Genomic DNA, 14,795 nt, shown 5'->3' with positions numbered 1-14,795 from the left:
GCCGGCGACACTCGTCGCGGTCGCGGTGATCGCCACCTTCGGCATGATGGTGATCAGCGGAGTCAGCGTCGTGCTCACCGCCCAGCACGGCCCCGCCGCGCCCGCCGCGCTCACCGAGGCCAACGCCGCCTGCGCCGGCATGGGCATCCTCGCCCCGCTGGTCATCGGCGCGACCGTGGACGCCGGCCTCGGCTGGCGGCCGGTGATGGCCGTCGAGGTCGGGCTGATCGCGCTGGTCGCCCTCGCCGCGCTGACCTTCCGCGTACGCCTGCCGAACGCCGCCCCCGCTGCCGCGGCTGCCGCCGACCCCGTCGGGGTGACCGCCGCGGCGATCGCGGAACGGGCGGACGCGCCACCTTCCAGCCCGGCCACCCGAGACGGGCAGGCCCTGACCGGCGGAACTACCGGCGGCAGGGTTGGAACCCGCGCGGCGGACCGGCTGCCCCCGGCGTACTGGATCGCCTGGGTGCTGATGGCGGTCACCGGCTCCATCGAAGTGTGCCTGTCGCTCTGGACCGCCGACGTGCTGCGGACGCACGCCGGGCTCAACGCCGGTGCCGCCTCGGCGGCGGTCGCCGCGATCGTCTGCGGCATGTTCGTCGGGCGGCTGGTCGGCGGCCGGTTCGCGCTGCGCTGGCCGCCGGTGCCGCTGCTGCTGGCCGCGCTGACCGTGTCGCTGGTCGGATTCGGCCTGTTCTGGTCCGCCCAGGTCGGATGGCTCGCCGTCACCGGGCTGGTCGTGCTCGGCCTGGGCAACGCGCTGCACTACCCGCTGGCGATCTCCATCGCCCTGGCCGTCGCCGGACCGGCCGCGGACAAGGCGGCCGGCTGGTCGTCGTACTCGATGGGGGTGGGCTTCGGGATCGCGCCGGTCGCGCTGGGGTGGGTGGCCGACGACGCCGGTCCGCACCTGGCCTTTCTGCTGCTGCCCGGATTCATCGCGGCCGCCATGCTGCTCGCCGGTCGTCTCGGCCGCGCCCTGCGGACCCCACGCCCGACCGAGGACCGGGCGCCGGTCACAGCCGGCGTCTGACCCGGACTTGATCGATTCCAGGTCGGCGACATGGCGGTGCCAGGGAGTTGGCGTGCCTCAGTGCACGCGGGCCAGGGTGAGGCCGTCGGCGACGGGGAGCATGACCAGGTCGACCCGGACGTCGGCCAGGATTTCGTCGTTGAACGCGGCGATCGCCCGATCGTCGGCGTTCTGCGGAGCGAGCACCCGGCCGCCGCGCAGCGTGTTGTCCACCGCGATGACCCCGCCCGGCCGCATCCGGGGAACCAGCTCGTCCCAGTAGACCGGGTAGCCGACCTTGTCCGCGTCGATGAACGCGAAGTCCAGGTACCGCTCTCGGGGCAGCTCGCGCAGCGTCTCGCTGGCCGGGCCGAGGCGCAGCTCGATCCGGTCCTCGACGCCGGCGCGGATCCAGTAGCGGCGGGCGATGCTCGTGTACTCCTCTGAGATGTCGAAGCAGGTCAGCCGGCCGCCGTCGGCCATGCCCCGGGCGATCGCCAGCGACGAGAGCCCGGTGAACGTGCCCACCTCCACCGCCTGCCGCGCGCCGAGCAGCCGGGCCAGGAAGGTCAGCAGGCTGGCCTGCTCCGGGGCCACCTGCATGCTCGCCTGGTCGGGCAGCGCAGCCCGGGTTTCCTCGGTCAGCTCACGGACGATCTCGTCCGGCGCGGACCCGTGCGCCACGAGGTACGCGTGCAGTTCCGGGGTGAGCGGCAGCGGCTTGGTGGTCATGACCTGACGTTAGTCGAGATGCTCGATCTCCTGGCCCCCTGGCGCGACCTTCGTCCACAGATCGGCGATGCTCAGGTCCAACTCGCCGAGGAGGTTGCGTAGCAGCGGCAGGCTGAGCCCGACCACCGTGCCCGGATCCCCCTCGATCCCCGTCAGGAACGGGCCGCCCAACCCGTCGATGGTGAACGCTCCGGCCACCGCCAGCGGCTCGCCCGTCGCCACGTACGCCGCGATCTCCTCGTCACTGATGTCCGCGAAATGCACGGTCGTCGACGCCACCGCCTCCGCCCGCGCCTCGTGCGTCACGTCGATCAGGCAGTGCCCGGTGTGCAGCACCCCGCTCCGCCCGCGCATCCGCTCCCAACGCCGGGTGGCGTCGGCCGCGTCGGCCGGCTTGCCCAGGATCTCGCCGTCGAACGCCAGCACCGAGTCGCAGCCCAGCACCAGCGTCCGCTCGTCCGGAGTCGCCCGCAGCCGGCTCAGCACCGCCTGCGCCTTGAGCCGGGCCAACTCCAGGCAGAGCTCCTCGGCCCGGTCACTCACCACCTGCGACTCGTCCACCCCGCTCACCAGCACGTCAGGTTCGATCCCGGCGGCCTGGAGCAGCTTGCGACGGGCGGGACTCTGGGAGGCGAGCACGAGGCGCAGCGGCACGGAGTTCAACACCTGATCGACGCTACCGGCTGACCCGGGGCGGCGGGTCGTCGGCACGTCGACGTCGCCGGACGAGCAGGTACCCGCCACCGGCCGCGACCAGCACGCCGAGGGTGGCCAGCCCGCGCGCGGTCGCGCCGTCATCCCCGCCGCCGTCCGCCGGCTCTGCCGCGGCCGTCGTTGCGGCGCTCGCCGTCGCCGATTCAAAACCCAGTGGGGGTACGTCAGCGGTCAGCGCTGCGACCAGGTCGATGACGCCGTAGCCGTACTCGTCGTCCCGGCCTGGTGGGCCCTTGTCGATCGCGGTGGCGGTGAGCCGGTGCGCGACCTCCTGGGCGGGAAGCTCCGGGTACTTGGACCGGATCAGCGCGGCAGCTCCGGCCACGATCGCAGTGGCGTCAGACGTACCGGTTGCCTTCGAGTATTTGCCGTCAAAGCTGGTGCTGAAAATATTCACCGCTGGGGCAACAACATCGACCTCGGGGCCCGCGACCGATATAGAGGCATGTTCGCCCGTCTCATCGACCCCGCCAACGCCTATGACGCCCGGATGGCTTGCGGGATAGCCGACTATCTGGTCGCGCGGGCGGTTGCCAGCCCCGGCGACAACGATAATGTTCGCGCTGAGGGCGCTGTCTATGGCCGCGGTGAGTCGCGAACTGCGTCCACCAACAGACGAAATGCTAATCACATCGGCGCCCTGCGCTATGGCGTATTCGACGGCTTCCGCCAGGGCATCGGGATCACCATCACCGTGTGGAGGGGAGTCGAAGATCGGAAGGATTTTTGCCTTCGGGGCAATGCCGAGAGCCCCTCTGCCGCCGCCTCGGCCATGAGCGGCGATCAGCCCAGCCATGGCGGTGCCATGGCTGTCCCGGTCCTGGCGGCCGTCGCCGCTGCCACCGGGAATGATGTCGGTACCGGGAAGCAGGTTGCCTTCGAGGTCAGGGTGCCGATCTACACCAGTGTCTGGTACTGCGACCGTGACTCCCTCGCCTTCGCTGAGTCGATTCGCCTCGTCGACCTTTAGATAACGAAGGTGCCATTGATCTGCTCGGATTCGATCTGGCCCAGACGGCTGCAAATTGGCTGGGGCAGGTGTGATTGGAAGCAGGGCTGTCGCTGGTAGGAGCAGAACGGCCAAGGCTGCCCGGTTGCCGGACAACTTCACCGGTCGAAGCCGATGGCAGGGCCGGGATCGATGGGCCCGTCGGCTTCGGGCGGGCGCATTACCGGATTCACCCCCTCGTCTATCTCCCAAGGCTCCTCTGGGTTCCAACAGCGTGATTCGGAATCGCTGTGCTCCTGGCGGTGTGCCCCTGGTGATGGACTGCTGGCACCTGAGGTGATGCTGGAGCCGGGTGCGCCGCCGATAGGCGGCACGCCGTGCATCCCGTTGAATTGCGAAGCCCGCCTCGCGCTCGGACGGGAGCCGGCCCCACCCGTTGGCGCGGTGCCCGCTCCGCCACCTCCGATCAATCCGCTAATGGGGTTGACCCGACGCGGCGTGGCCTCGCGCGGTTGACCGAGCCCCATCCCCGGGGTGCCGCCGATCAGGCCACCGGGCGGCATCGGTCTAGGTGGGGCGGGGTGGGGTGACCGGTTCAAGCCATCGCCGACCAAGCGCCCTACCGGTCCAGGTTGTTTCCCTAGCTTGCTGGGCGTGCCGCGCAGGATCGGTGAACCAGAAACGCCTGGCAGTGTCGGCGTGAGGCCCATTCCGGGCGGCGGCGTCGGTGGCACAGTTGGATTGGGGCCGTGAACGATGGGGTTGACTGGCGCCTGTGCCAGCCCGATGACAGCCCCGCCGAGCACTGAACCGGTCCCTTGGGCTGCTGGTGTGGGTACCGGCGGCGCCGTCGTCGCAGACCGGCTCACCGACCCCGCACTGGCGAAAGTGGCCACCGGAACCGGCACTATGGGAGGGATGACTGGAGCCGTGGCACTGCTTCCGCCGTAGACGTCCGGATCACCCGAGTGAACTGGAGGTCGCATTGCTGGCGGCTTCTGCAGCATTACTTGGGCTTGTTGGAGTTCGCCGCTCAGGCCCGTCATCAGGCTCCGGGCCTGGACGTTTAGCTGTTCCAGGTCGGCATCCGTCACCGGTGGCTGCTCCGGCAGTCGGCTCCCGGCCGCCGCCTTCGGATCGGCCACCACCGCCTCGTACGCCCGCTTCTGTTGAAGCTTGACCGCGTACTCCTCGTAGATCGGCTTGAGGTCGGCGCGGGTGCTGCTGAGGGCGCGGGTCGCGGCGGCGAGCGCGTCGTAGTTCGCGGCGGCCGCGTCGTGGGTGTGTTGCACCTTCTCGATGAGCTGGTCCAGCTCGCCGATATAGGCGCGGGCGGCGGCGTTGGACTCCGGTGGCCACGCTTCGGCGAGGCCGCGCCGGTACTCCTGAAGTCGGCTCAGGTGGGCCAGGGCGAGGTCGCAGACCTTGCGCCAGCCGGCGACCTGCTTCCAGTGGCCCGTGGTGTCCTGATCCTGAAGGCAGGCCCACATGCTGAGCGCGTCCATCAGGCGCCAGTCGGTGAGGCCGGAGGTGCGGCCGCTGCCCCGTTCGATCACGGCAGCACCACCTGCCCGTTCTCCGGCCCGGTGGGTTCGGGGAGCACGGGCAGGGGGCGCGAGGTCGACGGGGAAGGACCTGCCAGGGCCCGCTCGACGTCGGTGACCCGGGCGGAGGAGAACGCGTCGGAGCCGGCGTACCGGTCGGCGACCTGGCCCGCGGCGCCGGCCAGGTGGCCGGTGGCGCCGGCGACGCCCCAGACCACTTCGGCGGTGGCCTGCTGGGTTTCCCGGTGCGCTTCGAGGAATTGCACCAGCTCGACGAAGGCGTCGGCGGGGTGGGGGATCGGCGCTTTCATGTCGTCGGCGATATACGACAGGTGGGGGGCGTAGTTCCGCTCGACCTCGGCTTGGAGCCGGTCGGCGAACTCGCGCATCTGTCGGATGTCGGCCTCGATGCCGCCGTAGCCACGCAGCCAACCCGCTGGCCGGTTCTCCTCGGGGATCATCGACCCTCCCTGCCTGTCACCGGACCGTTTCCCTGAGTGAGGTTAATGGCTGCGCGGCGATCTGGGCAGCCCCGAGGATCAAGCCCCAGCTCAGGCCCGCCGTACCGGCGGAACGGTCAGCGGGGAAGGCCGGAGGCGCGCCACGCGCCCGGCCGTGCGGCGAGCCCCGCGCTTGCCGGACGGGCGCTGCGGGCCCACTGGGAGACGGCTACCGGTGCGGGGGCGGCGGTCGGGCGGGTCCGGACGACGATCGCACCGACCAGCGCGGCCAGCTCCTCGGCGGTCGGCACGCCTCGGACGACCCGGAACAGCGGCTCTTCGGCAGACATGACGTCAGGTTACGCGTCCGGAAGTTGACCTTCGCCGCACAGTGGCGTGCCGACGGTGTGACGATCAAGACTGCCGGGTACGGTCTCACCGATGTCGAACACGCTTCCCCAACTCGTCGCCGACCGGTACCGGCTCATCTCGCCGCTCGGCCAGGGCGGCATGGGTCGGGTGTGGAAGGCGCGCGACGAGGTCCTGCACCGGGACGTTGCCATCAAGGAACTCGTCCCGCCGCCCAGCCTCACCCCCGAAGAGCGCCGCGAGATGCGGGAACGCTCGCTGCGGGAGGCGCGGGCCATCGCCCGGCTGAACCACATCAACGTGGTCCGCATCTTCGACGTGCTGCGTACCGATGGCGATCCGTGGATCGTCATGGAGTACGTGCCGTCCAAGTCGCTGCAGGACACCATCACCGAGGACGGTCCGGTGTCGCCGGCCAAGGCGGTCGAGATCGGCCTCGGCGTGCTGGCCGCGCTGAAGGCGGCGCACAAGGCCGGCGTGATGCACCGGGACATCAAGCCGGGCAACGTGCTGCTCGGCGACGACGGCCGCGTCGTCCTCACCGACTTCGGTCTGGCCACCATCCCCGGCGACCCGAACGTCACCCGTACCGGCATGGTGCTCGGCTCGCCCGCGTACATCGCGCCCGAGCGGGCGCGTGACGGCACGGCCGGGCCGGAGGCCGACCTCTGGTCGCTGGGCGCGACGCTCTACGCGGCCGTCGAGGGCAAGTCACCGTACGCCCGGCCGTCGGCGATGGCCACCCTGGCCGCGCTGGCCACCGAGCCGCTGCCGACGCCGAAGAACGCCGGGCCGCTCAAGCCGGTGCTCCAGGGGCTGCTGCGCAAGGACCCGGCCGAGCGGATCACCGCAGAGGTGGCCGAGCGGCTGCTGCGCCGCGCCGGGGGCAAGCGGGCCAAGGGGATCTCGCTGCTGGACGGTGTGCGCCGTCCCGGACCGAACGGTCCCCGCGTACCGCGACCGCCGCTGGTGCCCGCGCCCCGCCCCGCCGAGGAGCCGTCGGACGGGCAGGTCGCCGCGCGCAAGCCTGACGTCGGTGCGGGCGCCGCCGCCGCCGCGGGTGCTGTTGCCGGTGCGGCCGCCGCGGGCAACGGGCCCGCGGAGTCGGATGCACCCACCGCCAAGGTCGCGCCCCCAGCATCCACTGCGGATGACGGTCCGACCGCGAAGGTCGCGCCGCCGGAGCCCGCTTTCGACGAGACCCGGGTCGACGCCCCGGCCGTCGACGACGCCCCGGCCGACGCGCCGCCGCCGCGCAAGCCACCGAACCCGACCTCGGTCATGCCGGCGCCGGTCAGTCCGGCGCCGTCGACCGGCCGGGCCACGGTCGTTCCCGGCACGAAGCCGGATCACAAGCGGCGCAATCTGCTGATCGGCGCGCTGGTCGCGCTCCTGCTGCTCGGGCTCGCGGTGGCCGTCCCGCTGCTCAACGGCGGTGACGAACCCAAGGACGACGGCGGAGGCCAGCAGGCCGGCACCACCACCACCACCACCGCCGCCGCCTCGGCCGAGCCGTCGGCGGAGCCGTCGAACTCGGAGCCGGCCGCACCGGCGCCCAGCAGCGCCGCCCCGCGTCCGACCCGCTCGGCGACACCCGCCGCCACCGCCGGCGCGCTGCCCGCTGGTTGGCGCTACTACCGGGGTCCGAACGGCTTCGAGGTCCCGCTGCCGGACGGCTGGCGGAGCAGCACCGGCAACAACTCGGTCACGTTCCGCGAGCCCGGCGGCCTCCGCGAGCTGTACGTCCAGTGGACCGACACGCCGGAGCAGGACGCGTTCGCCGACTGGAAGAGCAAAGAGCCCTACCGGCACAACTACGTCAACAACTACGAGTACCTGAGCATCACCCGCTGCGACGCCTACCGGACCTGTGCGGACTGGGACTGGCTGGAGACGCGGGACGGAGCCCGGATCCACGTTCGCAACCGCGGCATGGCCACCGCCAGCAACCGGGGCTACGCCCTCCGGTGGGAGGTGCCTGCCGGCGACTGGGAGGCCAACCTCCCCAACTGGGCCGTGATCACCAAGGGCTTCAAGCCCGACCGGGTCAACTGACTCGGGGCTTCCCGCCGGTCCGAAAGTGATCGGCATGTCCTTTCGTCGTACGGGGTACTTGCTTCCTCGACGACGGAAGGAGGTACGACATGGGTTACCGACGCAAGGACGGCCGGCCCCGGCTGGCACTGTGGATGCTGGTCGCGCTCGGGGACGTCGTCCTGCTGCTGGTGAGCGCCGGCGTTCCCGCGCTGGTCGCGCTGATCGGTGTCGTGGCCGTCACCGTCGCGGGGGTGGCAGCCTGGCGGCTGAGCCGGCGGACCGCCCTGGCCGGGGAGGGCAGGATGCCCGTGCCGGTCGCCGCGCGACGGCGGGCCTGACGCAGACACGACGGTGGCGGCAGCCGGACCAGCTATCGACCTGAGGTGATAGCCGATCCCGCTGCCGCCGACCTGTCTGCGGGCGGATCAGGCGGTGTTGTTGGCCAGCGCGAGCAGCCGACTCCGGTCGCCGTTCCAGTAGTCACGGTCGACGCTGCCGCTGATTCCCGAGACCGTGCCGCTGCTGGTGTACTGCCAGAAGCTCCAGACCGAGGCGCCGGCCGGCAGGGTGCCGGGCGAGGTGGACCAGCGCGCGATCCAGAGCGGGTGGTTGGTCCACGGCCCCGTCCAGCTGCCGGTGCACTGGTTCCACCAGCTGGTGGTGTTGTAGATGACCGCGTACCGGGTGGTGCGGTACTTGTAGCGGTTGAGGAAGTCGCTGATCCAGGTGCGCATGCCCGAGGTGGTCTTGCCGTAGCAGTAGCCGCCGCTGTACGGGTTGGCTTCCAGGTCGAGCGCGGCGGGCAGGGTGCGGTTGTCCGCCGACCAGGCGCCGCCGTTGCTGGCCAGGTAGTCGGCCTGGGCCGCGTCGCCGGAGATGTTCGGCCGGGCGAAGTGGTACGCCCCCCGGATCACCCCTGCATAGTAGGCGTTGGTGTAGTTGCTGTTGAAGTTCGAGTCCTTGTAGCTCGTACCCTCGGTGGTGACTGTCATCATCGAGGTGACGCGCCAGCGGGGTGCTGACCCGATCAGCGCCGACCGGTAGGCTCGCGCCCCATGCCCCTGATCGACGGCCTCACCACCCTCTGGGACAAGCTCTTCAGCGCGCAGCCCGACCCGCCGCCGCTGCTGGTCCTGCTCACCGCCGTCGTCGCGCTGGTGGTCGTCTCCACCCGGCTGACCTGGCGGATCACCCGCAACGCCGTCACCATCGCGCACGAAGGCGGGCACGCCCTGATGGCGCTGCTGACCGGCCGGAAGCTGCGCGGCATCCGGCTGCACTCCGACACCTCCGGCCTGACCCTCTCGGCGGGACGCCCCAGCGGGCCCGGGATGATCCTCACCCTGCTCGCCGGGTACATCGCCCCCTCGCTGGTCGGCCTGGCCGGCGCCTGGCTGCTCGGCGGCAACCGGATCACCCTGCTGCTCTGGGTGGCCGTGGCGCTGCTGCTGGCCATGCTGGTGATGATCCGCAACGTCTTCGGCGTGCTCTCGCTGCTGGTCACCGGCGGTGTGGTGCTCGCCGTGTCCTGGTACGCCTCGCCGGAGGTGCAGGCCGCCTTCGCCTGGACCTCCGTCTGGTTCCTGCTCCTCGGCGGCGTACGGCCGGTGGTGGAGCTGCAGCGGCTGCGCAGCCGGGGCCGGATGCCGGAGTCCGACGCGGACCAGCTCGCCCGGCTGACGCCGTTCCCGGCCCTGTTCTGGGTGACGGTCTTCGCCCTGGTCAACCTGGCCGTGCTGGTCGGCGGCGCGCTGCTGCTCGCCGGCCCGATCCTCACCGACGCGGGCCTCACCCTCTGACGGGCCCCGCCGAGCCGGCCCCGCGGCTAGGCTGCGCGGCCATGGATGAGGTGATCACCCGCAACCGGGCCGCGTACGACCGGATCGCCGAGGACTTCGCCGCCCGCAACCCCGAGGTGCCCGACACGTACCTGGCGATGGCCGACGAGTTCCAGCGGCGGACCGCCGGGCCGGTGCTCGACCTGGGCTGCGGACCGGGCCGGGACCTGGCCTTCTGGACCCGCCGGGGAACTCGTGCGGTCGGGCTCGACCTGTCCGCCGCCATGCTGCGGGCCGCCCGTCGGCGGGTGGCCGCCCCGCTGGTCCAGGGTGACCTGCTGCGACTGCCGTTCCAGGCGGGCGCTTTCGGCGGGGTCTGGTGCTCCGCCTCGCTGCTGCACCTGCCCAAGGCGTCCGCGCCGGCCGCGCTGGCCGGCATCCGGCGCGTGCTGCGGCCGGGCGCGCCGCTGCTGCTCAGCGTCAAGGAGGGGGAGGGGGAGACCTGGGAGCGGTGGCCCGGGGAGCCGGCCGACCGCTTCTTCGCCTGGTATCGGGCCGAGGAGATCGAGGGACTGCTGGGCGCGGCGGGACTCACTCTGCTGCGGATGGCCCGGGACGTCTCGACCATCGGCCAGGGGTGGTTGTGCCACCTCGCCGTCGCGGCATAGGTCGGCGAGGGCAGAATCGGGCAGATGCGATACGTGATCATCGGGGCGGGCGCGGTCGGCGGCACCATCGGCGTACGGCTGGCGGAGGCCGGCCGCGACGTCACGCTGGTGGCCCGCGGCGCCCACCTGGACGCCATCCGCGAGCGCGGGCTGACCCTGCACACCCCGGACGGTACGGTTACCGCCCGGCTGCCCGCCGCGGGCGGACCGGACGACCGGCCGCTGCCCGCCGACACCGCACTGGTGCTCACGGTCAAGTCGCAGGACACCGAGGCGGCACTGGCCACCTGGGTGGACGCGCCGGTCGACGGCGGCGGCACCGCCGGGGAGCGGCTGCCGCTGTTCCTGGCCCAGAACGGGGTGGACAACGAGCGGGCCGCGCTGCGGCTTTTCGCCCAGGTGCACCCGGTCTGCGTCTGGCTGCCCGCCACCCACCTGGAACCCGGCGTGGTCGTCGCCAACGGCCACCCGCACCCGGGCATGCTGCACCTGGGCCGCTACCCGTCCGGTGCGGACGACACCAGCCGGGCGGTGGCGGCCGACCTGACCGCGGCCGGGTTCGTCGCTCCGGTCCGGGACGACGTGATGCGCTGGAAGTACGGCAAGCTGCTCAGCAACCTCGGCAACGGCCTGGAGGCGCTGCTCGGCCGGGACATACCGGATGCGCTCGCCGAGCGGGTGCGGGCGGAGGGCGTTGCGGTGCTCGCCGCCGCCGGGATCGCCCACACCACGCCCGAGGAGGAGGCGGCCGAGCGCGGCGACAAGGTGCGGCATCGGCCGGTCGGCGGCGCGGAGCGGGCCGGCGGCTCCACCTGGCAGAGCCTGGCCCGGGGCACCGGCAGCGCCGAGGCCGACCATCTCAACGGGGAGATCGTGCTGCTCGGGCGGCTGCACGGCGTACCGACGCCGGCGAACGCGGCGGTCCAGATCGCCGTCCGCCGGGTGGCCCGGGAGCGGATCCCGGCCGGCGGCTTCCCCCTCGCCGAGCTGGAGAAAATGATCGGCTGACCGGCAACCGGGAGCACGATGCCAGGCGTGTCCCCTTGCGACCGCCACGGGGAGGTAGCAGGTGCCGGACGTCGACGGGTTCGACGAGTTCTACCGGGGCAGCCGACAACGGTTGCTCGGCTTCGTCTACGTGCTGACCGGCAACCTCGCCGAGGCGCAGGATGCCGTCCAGGAGGCGTACATCCGGGCCTGGCAGCGCTGGTCGACGGTCAGCAGGTACGACGACCCGGAGGCGTGGCTGCGGGTGGTGGCGAGCCGGATCGCGGTCAGCCGGTGGCGCAGCCTGCGCAGCCGGGCCCGGGCGTACCTGCGGCACGGGGCCGAGGAGAGCATTCCCGCCCCGAGCACCGACACCGTCGAGGTGGTGGCGGCGCTGCGCCGGCTCCCCGAGGAGCAGCGCGTCGCCATCGCCCTGTACTACCTGCTCGGCATGCCGGTCGCCGAGGTGGCCCGGGAGACCGACGCGCCCGTCGGCACGGTCAAGGCCCGGCTCTCCCGCGGCCGGGCCGCGCTCGCCGGGCTGCTCGCCGTCTCTGACCTGGAGGAGGCCTGATGTTCGAGGACCTGAGCTTGGTCGACCGGTTGCACCGGGACATGGCCTTGGTCCGCTGGGCCGAGCCGGAGGAGATCCGGGCCCGGGCGCGCCGCCGCAGCCGGCGTACGGCGGTGCTGGCGGCCACCGCCGTGCTCGCCGTGCTGTCGGGCTCCGCGTACGCGACGGCCGGGCGGCCGACCACCCCGGCACCGCCGATCGCCGCCACGCCCGGGTCGACGGCGACCGCCACTCCCGCGTCGACGGTGACCGCCACCCCCGCTCCGACGGTGCCCGCCGCGCCGGCCGAGATCCCGCAGCAGACCATGCTCACCGCGCGGGACGTGCCACTGAAGACCGGTACCCGGCTCAGCGAGAGCGGCCTGGGCGAGACGGTACGGGTCGACCCGGTCCTGGAGTCCTGTGGACGGGAGCGCGGCGTGCTGCCGACCGAACCCGCCTCCCGCTATTCGCGGTCGCAGACCCTGTTACGGGCGGCGGCCGACCGGACCGCGGCAAAGGGCCCGGTGCTCACCCAGGACGTCTACCGCCTGGATCCGGACCGGAGCCGGCTGCTCTTCGGTGCGGTCTCGCTGCTGGTCGACGCCTGCGCCGAGTGGCAGCACAGCGGATCCGTGGTGCTGGCCGGCCGAACGGTGCCGACGGTGACCACCCACCGGTGGGAGACGCCAATGACCGGCTTCGCCGGTGACGAGTCGGTGATGCTGCGGCACGTGTCGCTCGCGCCGGTCAGCCGCGCCGGCGGGAAGGCGGTGGCCCCGACACCGCCGATCGAGGTCACCATGGTGGTGCGGGTCGGCGACCTGGTGACCGTGATCGCGACCGGCCCGGACACGCTCGAGGAGACGGTGGACGGCGTCCGACCCGGCCCCAGCCTGAGCTACGTCGAGCTGCGGGCGCTGGGCAAGACCGCCGCGCGTCGGATGTGCGCGGCGGCGAAACCGCCGTGCTGAGCGGAGGTGCCCGCGTCCATCGCGGGCGCGGGCACCTCTCCTCGGGCTCCTACAGCGGGATGTTGCCGTGCTTCTTCGGGGGCAGGGTCTCCCGCTTGGTGCGCAGCACGCGCAGCGCCCGGACAACCTGGGTACGCGTCTCGTGCGGCGGGATCACCGAGTCGACGTAGCCCCGCTCGGCGGCGATGTACGGGTTGGCCAGGGTGTCCTCGTACTCGGCGATCTTCTCGGCCCGGACCGCGGCCGGGTCCTCGGCGTTCGCCAGGTCCTGCCGGTAGAGGATGTTCACCGCGCCCTGCGCGCCCATCACCGCGATCTGGGCGGTCGGCCAGGCGAAGTTCAGGTCCGCGCCGAGGTGCTTGGAACCCATCACGTCGTACGCGCCGCCGTACGCCTTGCGGGTGATGACCGTGACCTTCGGGACGGTGGCCTCGGCGTACGCGTAGATGAGCTTCGCGCCGCGGCGGATGATGCCGTCCCACTCCTGCCCGGTGCCGGGCAGGAAGCCGGGAACGTCCACGAAGGTCAGCACCGGGATGTTGAAGGCGTCGCAGGTGCGCACGAACCGGGCCGCCTTCTCCGACGCGGCGATGTCCAGCGTGCCGGCGAAGTGCATCGGCTGGTTCGCCACCACGCCGACCGGCCGCCCCTCGACCCGGCCGAAGCCGACCACCAGGTTCTGCGCGTAGAGCGGCTGGACCTCCAGGAACTCCCCGTCGTCCAGGACGTGTTCGATGACCTGGTGCATGTCGTACGGCTGGTTGGCGGAGTCCGGGATCAGCGTGTCCAGCTCCCGATCCTCGTCGGTGATGCTGAGCTCGGCCGGCGCCTCGAAGACCGGCGGCTCGTCCAGGTTGTTCGACGGCAGGTACGACAGCAGTGCCTTGACGTACTCGATCGCGTCTTCCTCGTCGCTGCCCATGTAGTGGGCGTTGCCGCTGCGCGAGTTGTGGGTACGGGCGCCGCCGAGCTCCTCCATCGCCACGTCCTCGCCGGTGACCGTCTTGATCACGTCGGGGCCGGTGATGAACATGTGCGAGGTCTGGTCGACCATCACGGTGAAGTCGGTGACCGCCGGGGAGTAGACCGCGCCGCCCGCGCACGGGCCCATGATCAGCGAGATCTGCGGGATGACGCCGCTGGCCCGCACGTTGCGGAAGAAGATCTCGCCGTAGAGGCCGAGCGAGGCGACCCCCTCCTGGATCCGGGCGCCGCCGGAGTCGTTGATGCCGACGACCGGGCAGCCGATCTTCATGGCCAGGTCCATTACCTTGACGATCTTCTCGCCGAAGACCTCGCCGAGGGAGCCGCCGAAGACCGTGAAGTCCTGCGCGAAGACGCAGACCTGCCGGCCGTCCACCGTGCCGTAGCCGGTCACCACGCCGTCGCCGTACGGGCGGGTCTTCTCCAGCCCGAAGTTGGTGGACCGGTGCCGGGCGAACTCGTCCATCTCGACGAAGGAGCCCTCGTCGAGCAGCATCTCGATCCGCTCCCGGGCGGTCTTCTTGCCCCGCGCGTGCTGCTTCTCGACCGCCCGCGCCGACCCGGCGTGCACCGCCTCGTCGAGCCGACGTTCCAGGTCCGCCAGCCTGCCGGCGGTCGTGTGGATGTTGATCCCGGTCTCGGTAGTCACCCAGGGAATATAACGATGGTTCAGGTGACCGCCGCTGTGCAGTTCGCCTCAGTGTTCATCGGCGACCGGCGGAAGCGGCCTCCACGTACGCCGTAGGCTGGCGGGATGCGCGGCTCGCCGTACACGGATCTGGACCGCCCGCCGCTGTCGGCGGCCCGGCTGCGGCGCGCGCTGGTCGCCCCGCACGGCCCGTGGCACCGGCTGGAGCTGCGCGCGGAGACCGGCTCCACCAACGCCGACGTGGTGGAGGCCGCACAGGCGGGTGAGCCGGAGGGTCTGGTGGTGGTCGCCGAGCGGCAGACCGCCGGCCGGGGCCGCCGCGGCCGGATCTGGCAGTCGCCGCCCCGCGCCGGCATCGCGACCAGCGTGCTGCTCCGGCCCGGCGAGGCCGTCCCGGAGCGCGGC

Annotated in this window: 17 protein-coding genes; 9 read left to right on the top strand and 8 right to left on the bottom strand. The window is 72.1% G+C overall.

All coding sequences use genetic code 11. From position 1 onward, the window contains the following. The coding region (locus tag DKL51_RS26370; protein WP_148097848.1) for an MFS transporter at positions 1 to 1,033 on the top strand (1,033 nt) is incomplete at its 5' end. 57 nt (positions 1,034 to 1,090) lie between these two features. On the opposite strand, the gene DKL51_RS26365 is transcribed toward DKL51_RS26370, so the two are convergent. The 6 genes from DKL51_RS26365 to DKL51_RS26340 form a co-directional block, all read right to left on the bottom strand. Further along, positions 1,091 to 1,744 (bottom strand): O-methyltransferase, encoded by a 654-nt coding sequence (locus tag DKL51_RS26365; protein WP_109946756.1) that lies wholly within the window; start codon positions 1,742 to 1,744, stop codon positions 1,091 to 1,093. Positions 1,745 to 1,753: 9 nt separating this feature from the next. Next, a complete protein-coding gene (locus DKL51_RS26360) occupies positions 1,754 to 2,410 on the bottom strand; it encodes a Maf family protein (protein WP_109946774.1) in 657 nt (218 codons plus the stop codon). A 10-nt stretch (positions 2,411 to 2,420) separates the two neighbouring features. Then, the gene (mycP, locus tag DKL51_RS26355; protein WP_438819675.1) at positions 2,421 to 3,512 is read right to left on the bottom strand and encodes a type VII secretion-associated serine protease mycosin; all 1,092 of its coding nucleotides are present in this window, start codon (positions 3,510 to 3,512) and stop codon (positions 2,421 to 2,423) included. Between the two features lie 53 nt (positions 3,513 to 3,565). Then, positions 3,566 to 4,963: a hypothetical protein gene (locus DKL51_RS26350; protein WP_109946757.1), complete on the bottom strand. Its 1,398-nt coding sequence runs from the start codon at positions 4,961 to 4,963 to the stop codon at positions 3,566 to 3,568. Further along, positions 4,960 to 5,412 (bottom strand): hypothetical protein, encoded by a 453-nt coding sequence (locus DKL51_RS26345; RefSeq protein WP_109946758.1) that lies wholly within the window; start codon positions 5,410 to 5,412, stop codon positions 4,960 to 4,962. Before DKL51_RS26345 ends, DKL51_RS26350 begins: the two co-directional genes overlap by 4 nt. A gap of 116 nt (positions 5,413 to 5,528) precedes the next feature. Further along, the gene (locus DKL51_RS26340; RefSeq protein ID WP_109946759.1) at positions 5,529 to 5,741 is read right to left on the bottom strand and encodes an acyl-CoA carboxylase subunit epsilon; all 213 of its coding nucleotides are present in this window, start codon (positions 5,739 to 5,741) and stop codon (positions 5,529 to 5,531) included. 91 nt (positions 5,742 to 5,832) lie between these two features. On the opposite strand from DKL51_RS26340, the gene DKL51_RS26335 reads away from it, so the two are divergent. Both DKL51_RS26335 and DKL51_RS26330 read left to right on the top strand, forming a co-directional pair. Continuing rightward, positions 5,833 to 7,815, top strand: a complete 1,983-nt coding sequence (locus DKL51_RS26335) for a serine/threonine-protein kinase (protein WP_124812619.1) — start codon at positions 5,833 to 5,835, stop codon at positions 7,813 to 7,815. Between the two features lie 89 nt (positions 7,816 to 7,904). Further along, the gene (locus tag DKL51_RS26330) at positions 7,905 to 8,135 is read left to right on the top strand and encodes a hypothetical protein (RefSeq protein ID WP_109946761.1); all 231 of its coding nucleotides are present in this window, start codon (positions 7,905 to 7,907) and stop codon (positions 8,133 to 8,135) included. 87 nt (positions 8,136 to 8,222) lie between these two features. Here DKL51_RS26330 and DKL51_RS26325 read toward each other — a convergent pair whose 3' ends face one another. Beyond that, on the bottom strand, positions 8,223 to 8,792 hold the full coding sequence (locus DKL51_RS26325) for a GH25 family lysozyme (RefSeq protein WP_109946762.1): 570 nt from the start codon (positions 8,790 to 8,792) through the stop codon (positions 8,223 to 8,225). 60 nt (positions 8,793 to 8,852) lie between these two features. On the opposite strand from DKL51_RS26325, the gene DKL51_RS26320 reads away from it, so the two are divergent. The 5 genes from DKL51_RS26320 to DKL51_RS26300 all read left to right on the top strand — a co-directional run bounded on the left by DKL51_RS26320 (position 8,853) and on the right by DKL51_RS26300 (position 12,757). Continuing rightward, a complete protein-coding gene (locus DKL51_RS26320; protein WP_109946763.1) occupies positions 8,853 to 9,596 on the top strand; it encodes a M50 family metallopeptidase in 744 nt (247 codons plus the stop codon). 41 nt (positions 9,597 to 9,637) lie between these two features. Then, complete coding sequence (locus tag DKL51_RS26315) at positions 9,638 to 10,243, top strand: class I SAM-dependent methyltransferase (protein WP_109946764.1); 606 nt, start codon at positions 9,638 to 9,640, stop codon at positions 10,241 to 10,243. Between the two features lie 24 nt (positions 10,244 to 10,267). Next, positions 10,268 to 11,251 (top strand): ketopantoate reductase family protein, encoded by a 984-nt coding sequence (locus tag DKL51_RS26310; protein WP_109946765.1) that lies wholly within the window; start codon positions 10,268 to 10,270, stop codon positions 11,249 to 11,251. Between the two features lie 61 nt (positions 11,252 to 11,312). Further along, the gene (locus DKL51_RS26305; RefSeq protein WP_109946766.1) at positions 11,313 to 11,804 is read left to right on the top strand and encodes a SigE family RNA polymerase sigma factor; all 492 of its coding nucleotides are present in this window, start codon (positions 11,313 to 11,315) and stop codon (positions 11,802 to 11,804) included. Then, on the top strand, positions 11,804 to 12,757 hold the full coding sequence (locus DKL51_RS26300; RefSeq protein ID WP_109946767.1) for a hypothetical protein: 954 nt from the start codon (positions 11,804 to 11,806) through the stop codon (positions 12,755 to 12,757). Before DKL51_RS26305 ends, DKL51_RS26300 begins: the two co-directional genes overlap by 1 nt. A 49-nt stretch (positions 12,758 to 12,806) precedes the next feature. Here DKL51_RS26300 and DKL51_RS26295 read toward each other — a convergent pair whose 3' ends face one another. After that, on the bottom strand, positions 12,807 to 14,390 hold the full coding sequence (locus DKL51_RS26295; RefSeq protein WP_109946768.1) for an acyl-CoA carboxylase subunit beta: 1,584 nt from the start codon (positions 14,388 to 14,390) through the stop codon (positions 12,807 to 12,809). A 105-nt stretch (positions 14,391 to 14,495) separates the two neighbouring features. On the opposite strand from DKL51_RS26295, the gene DKL51_RS26290 reads away from it, so the two are divergent. Further along, positions 14,496 to 14,795 (top strand): biotin--[acetyl-CoA-carboxylase] ligase (locus DKL51_RS26290; protein WP_369008646.1); only part of this gene is annotated, 300 nt, incomplete at its 3' end.

The sequence above is a fragment of the Micromonospora globispora genome (assembly GCF_003857015.1).
Classification (GTDB): Bacteria; Actinomycetota; Actinomycetes; order Mycobacteriales; family Micromonosporaceae; genus Micromonospora; species Micromonospora globispora.
This window is presented reverse-complemented; position numbering and strand designations above follow the sequence as displayed.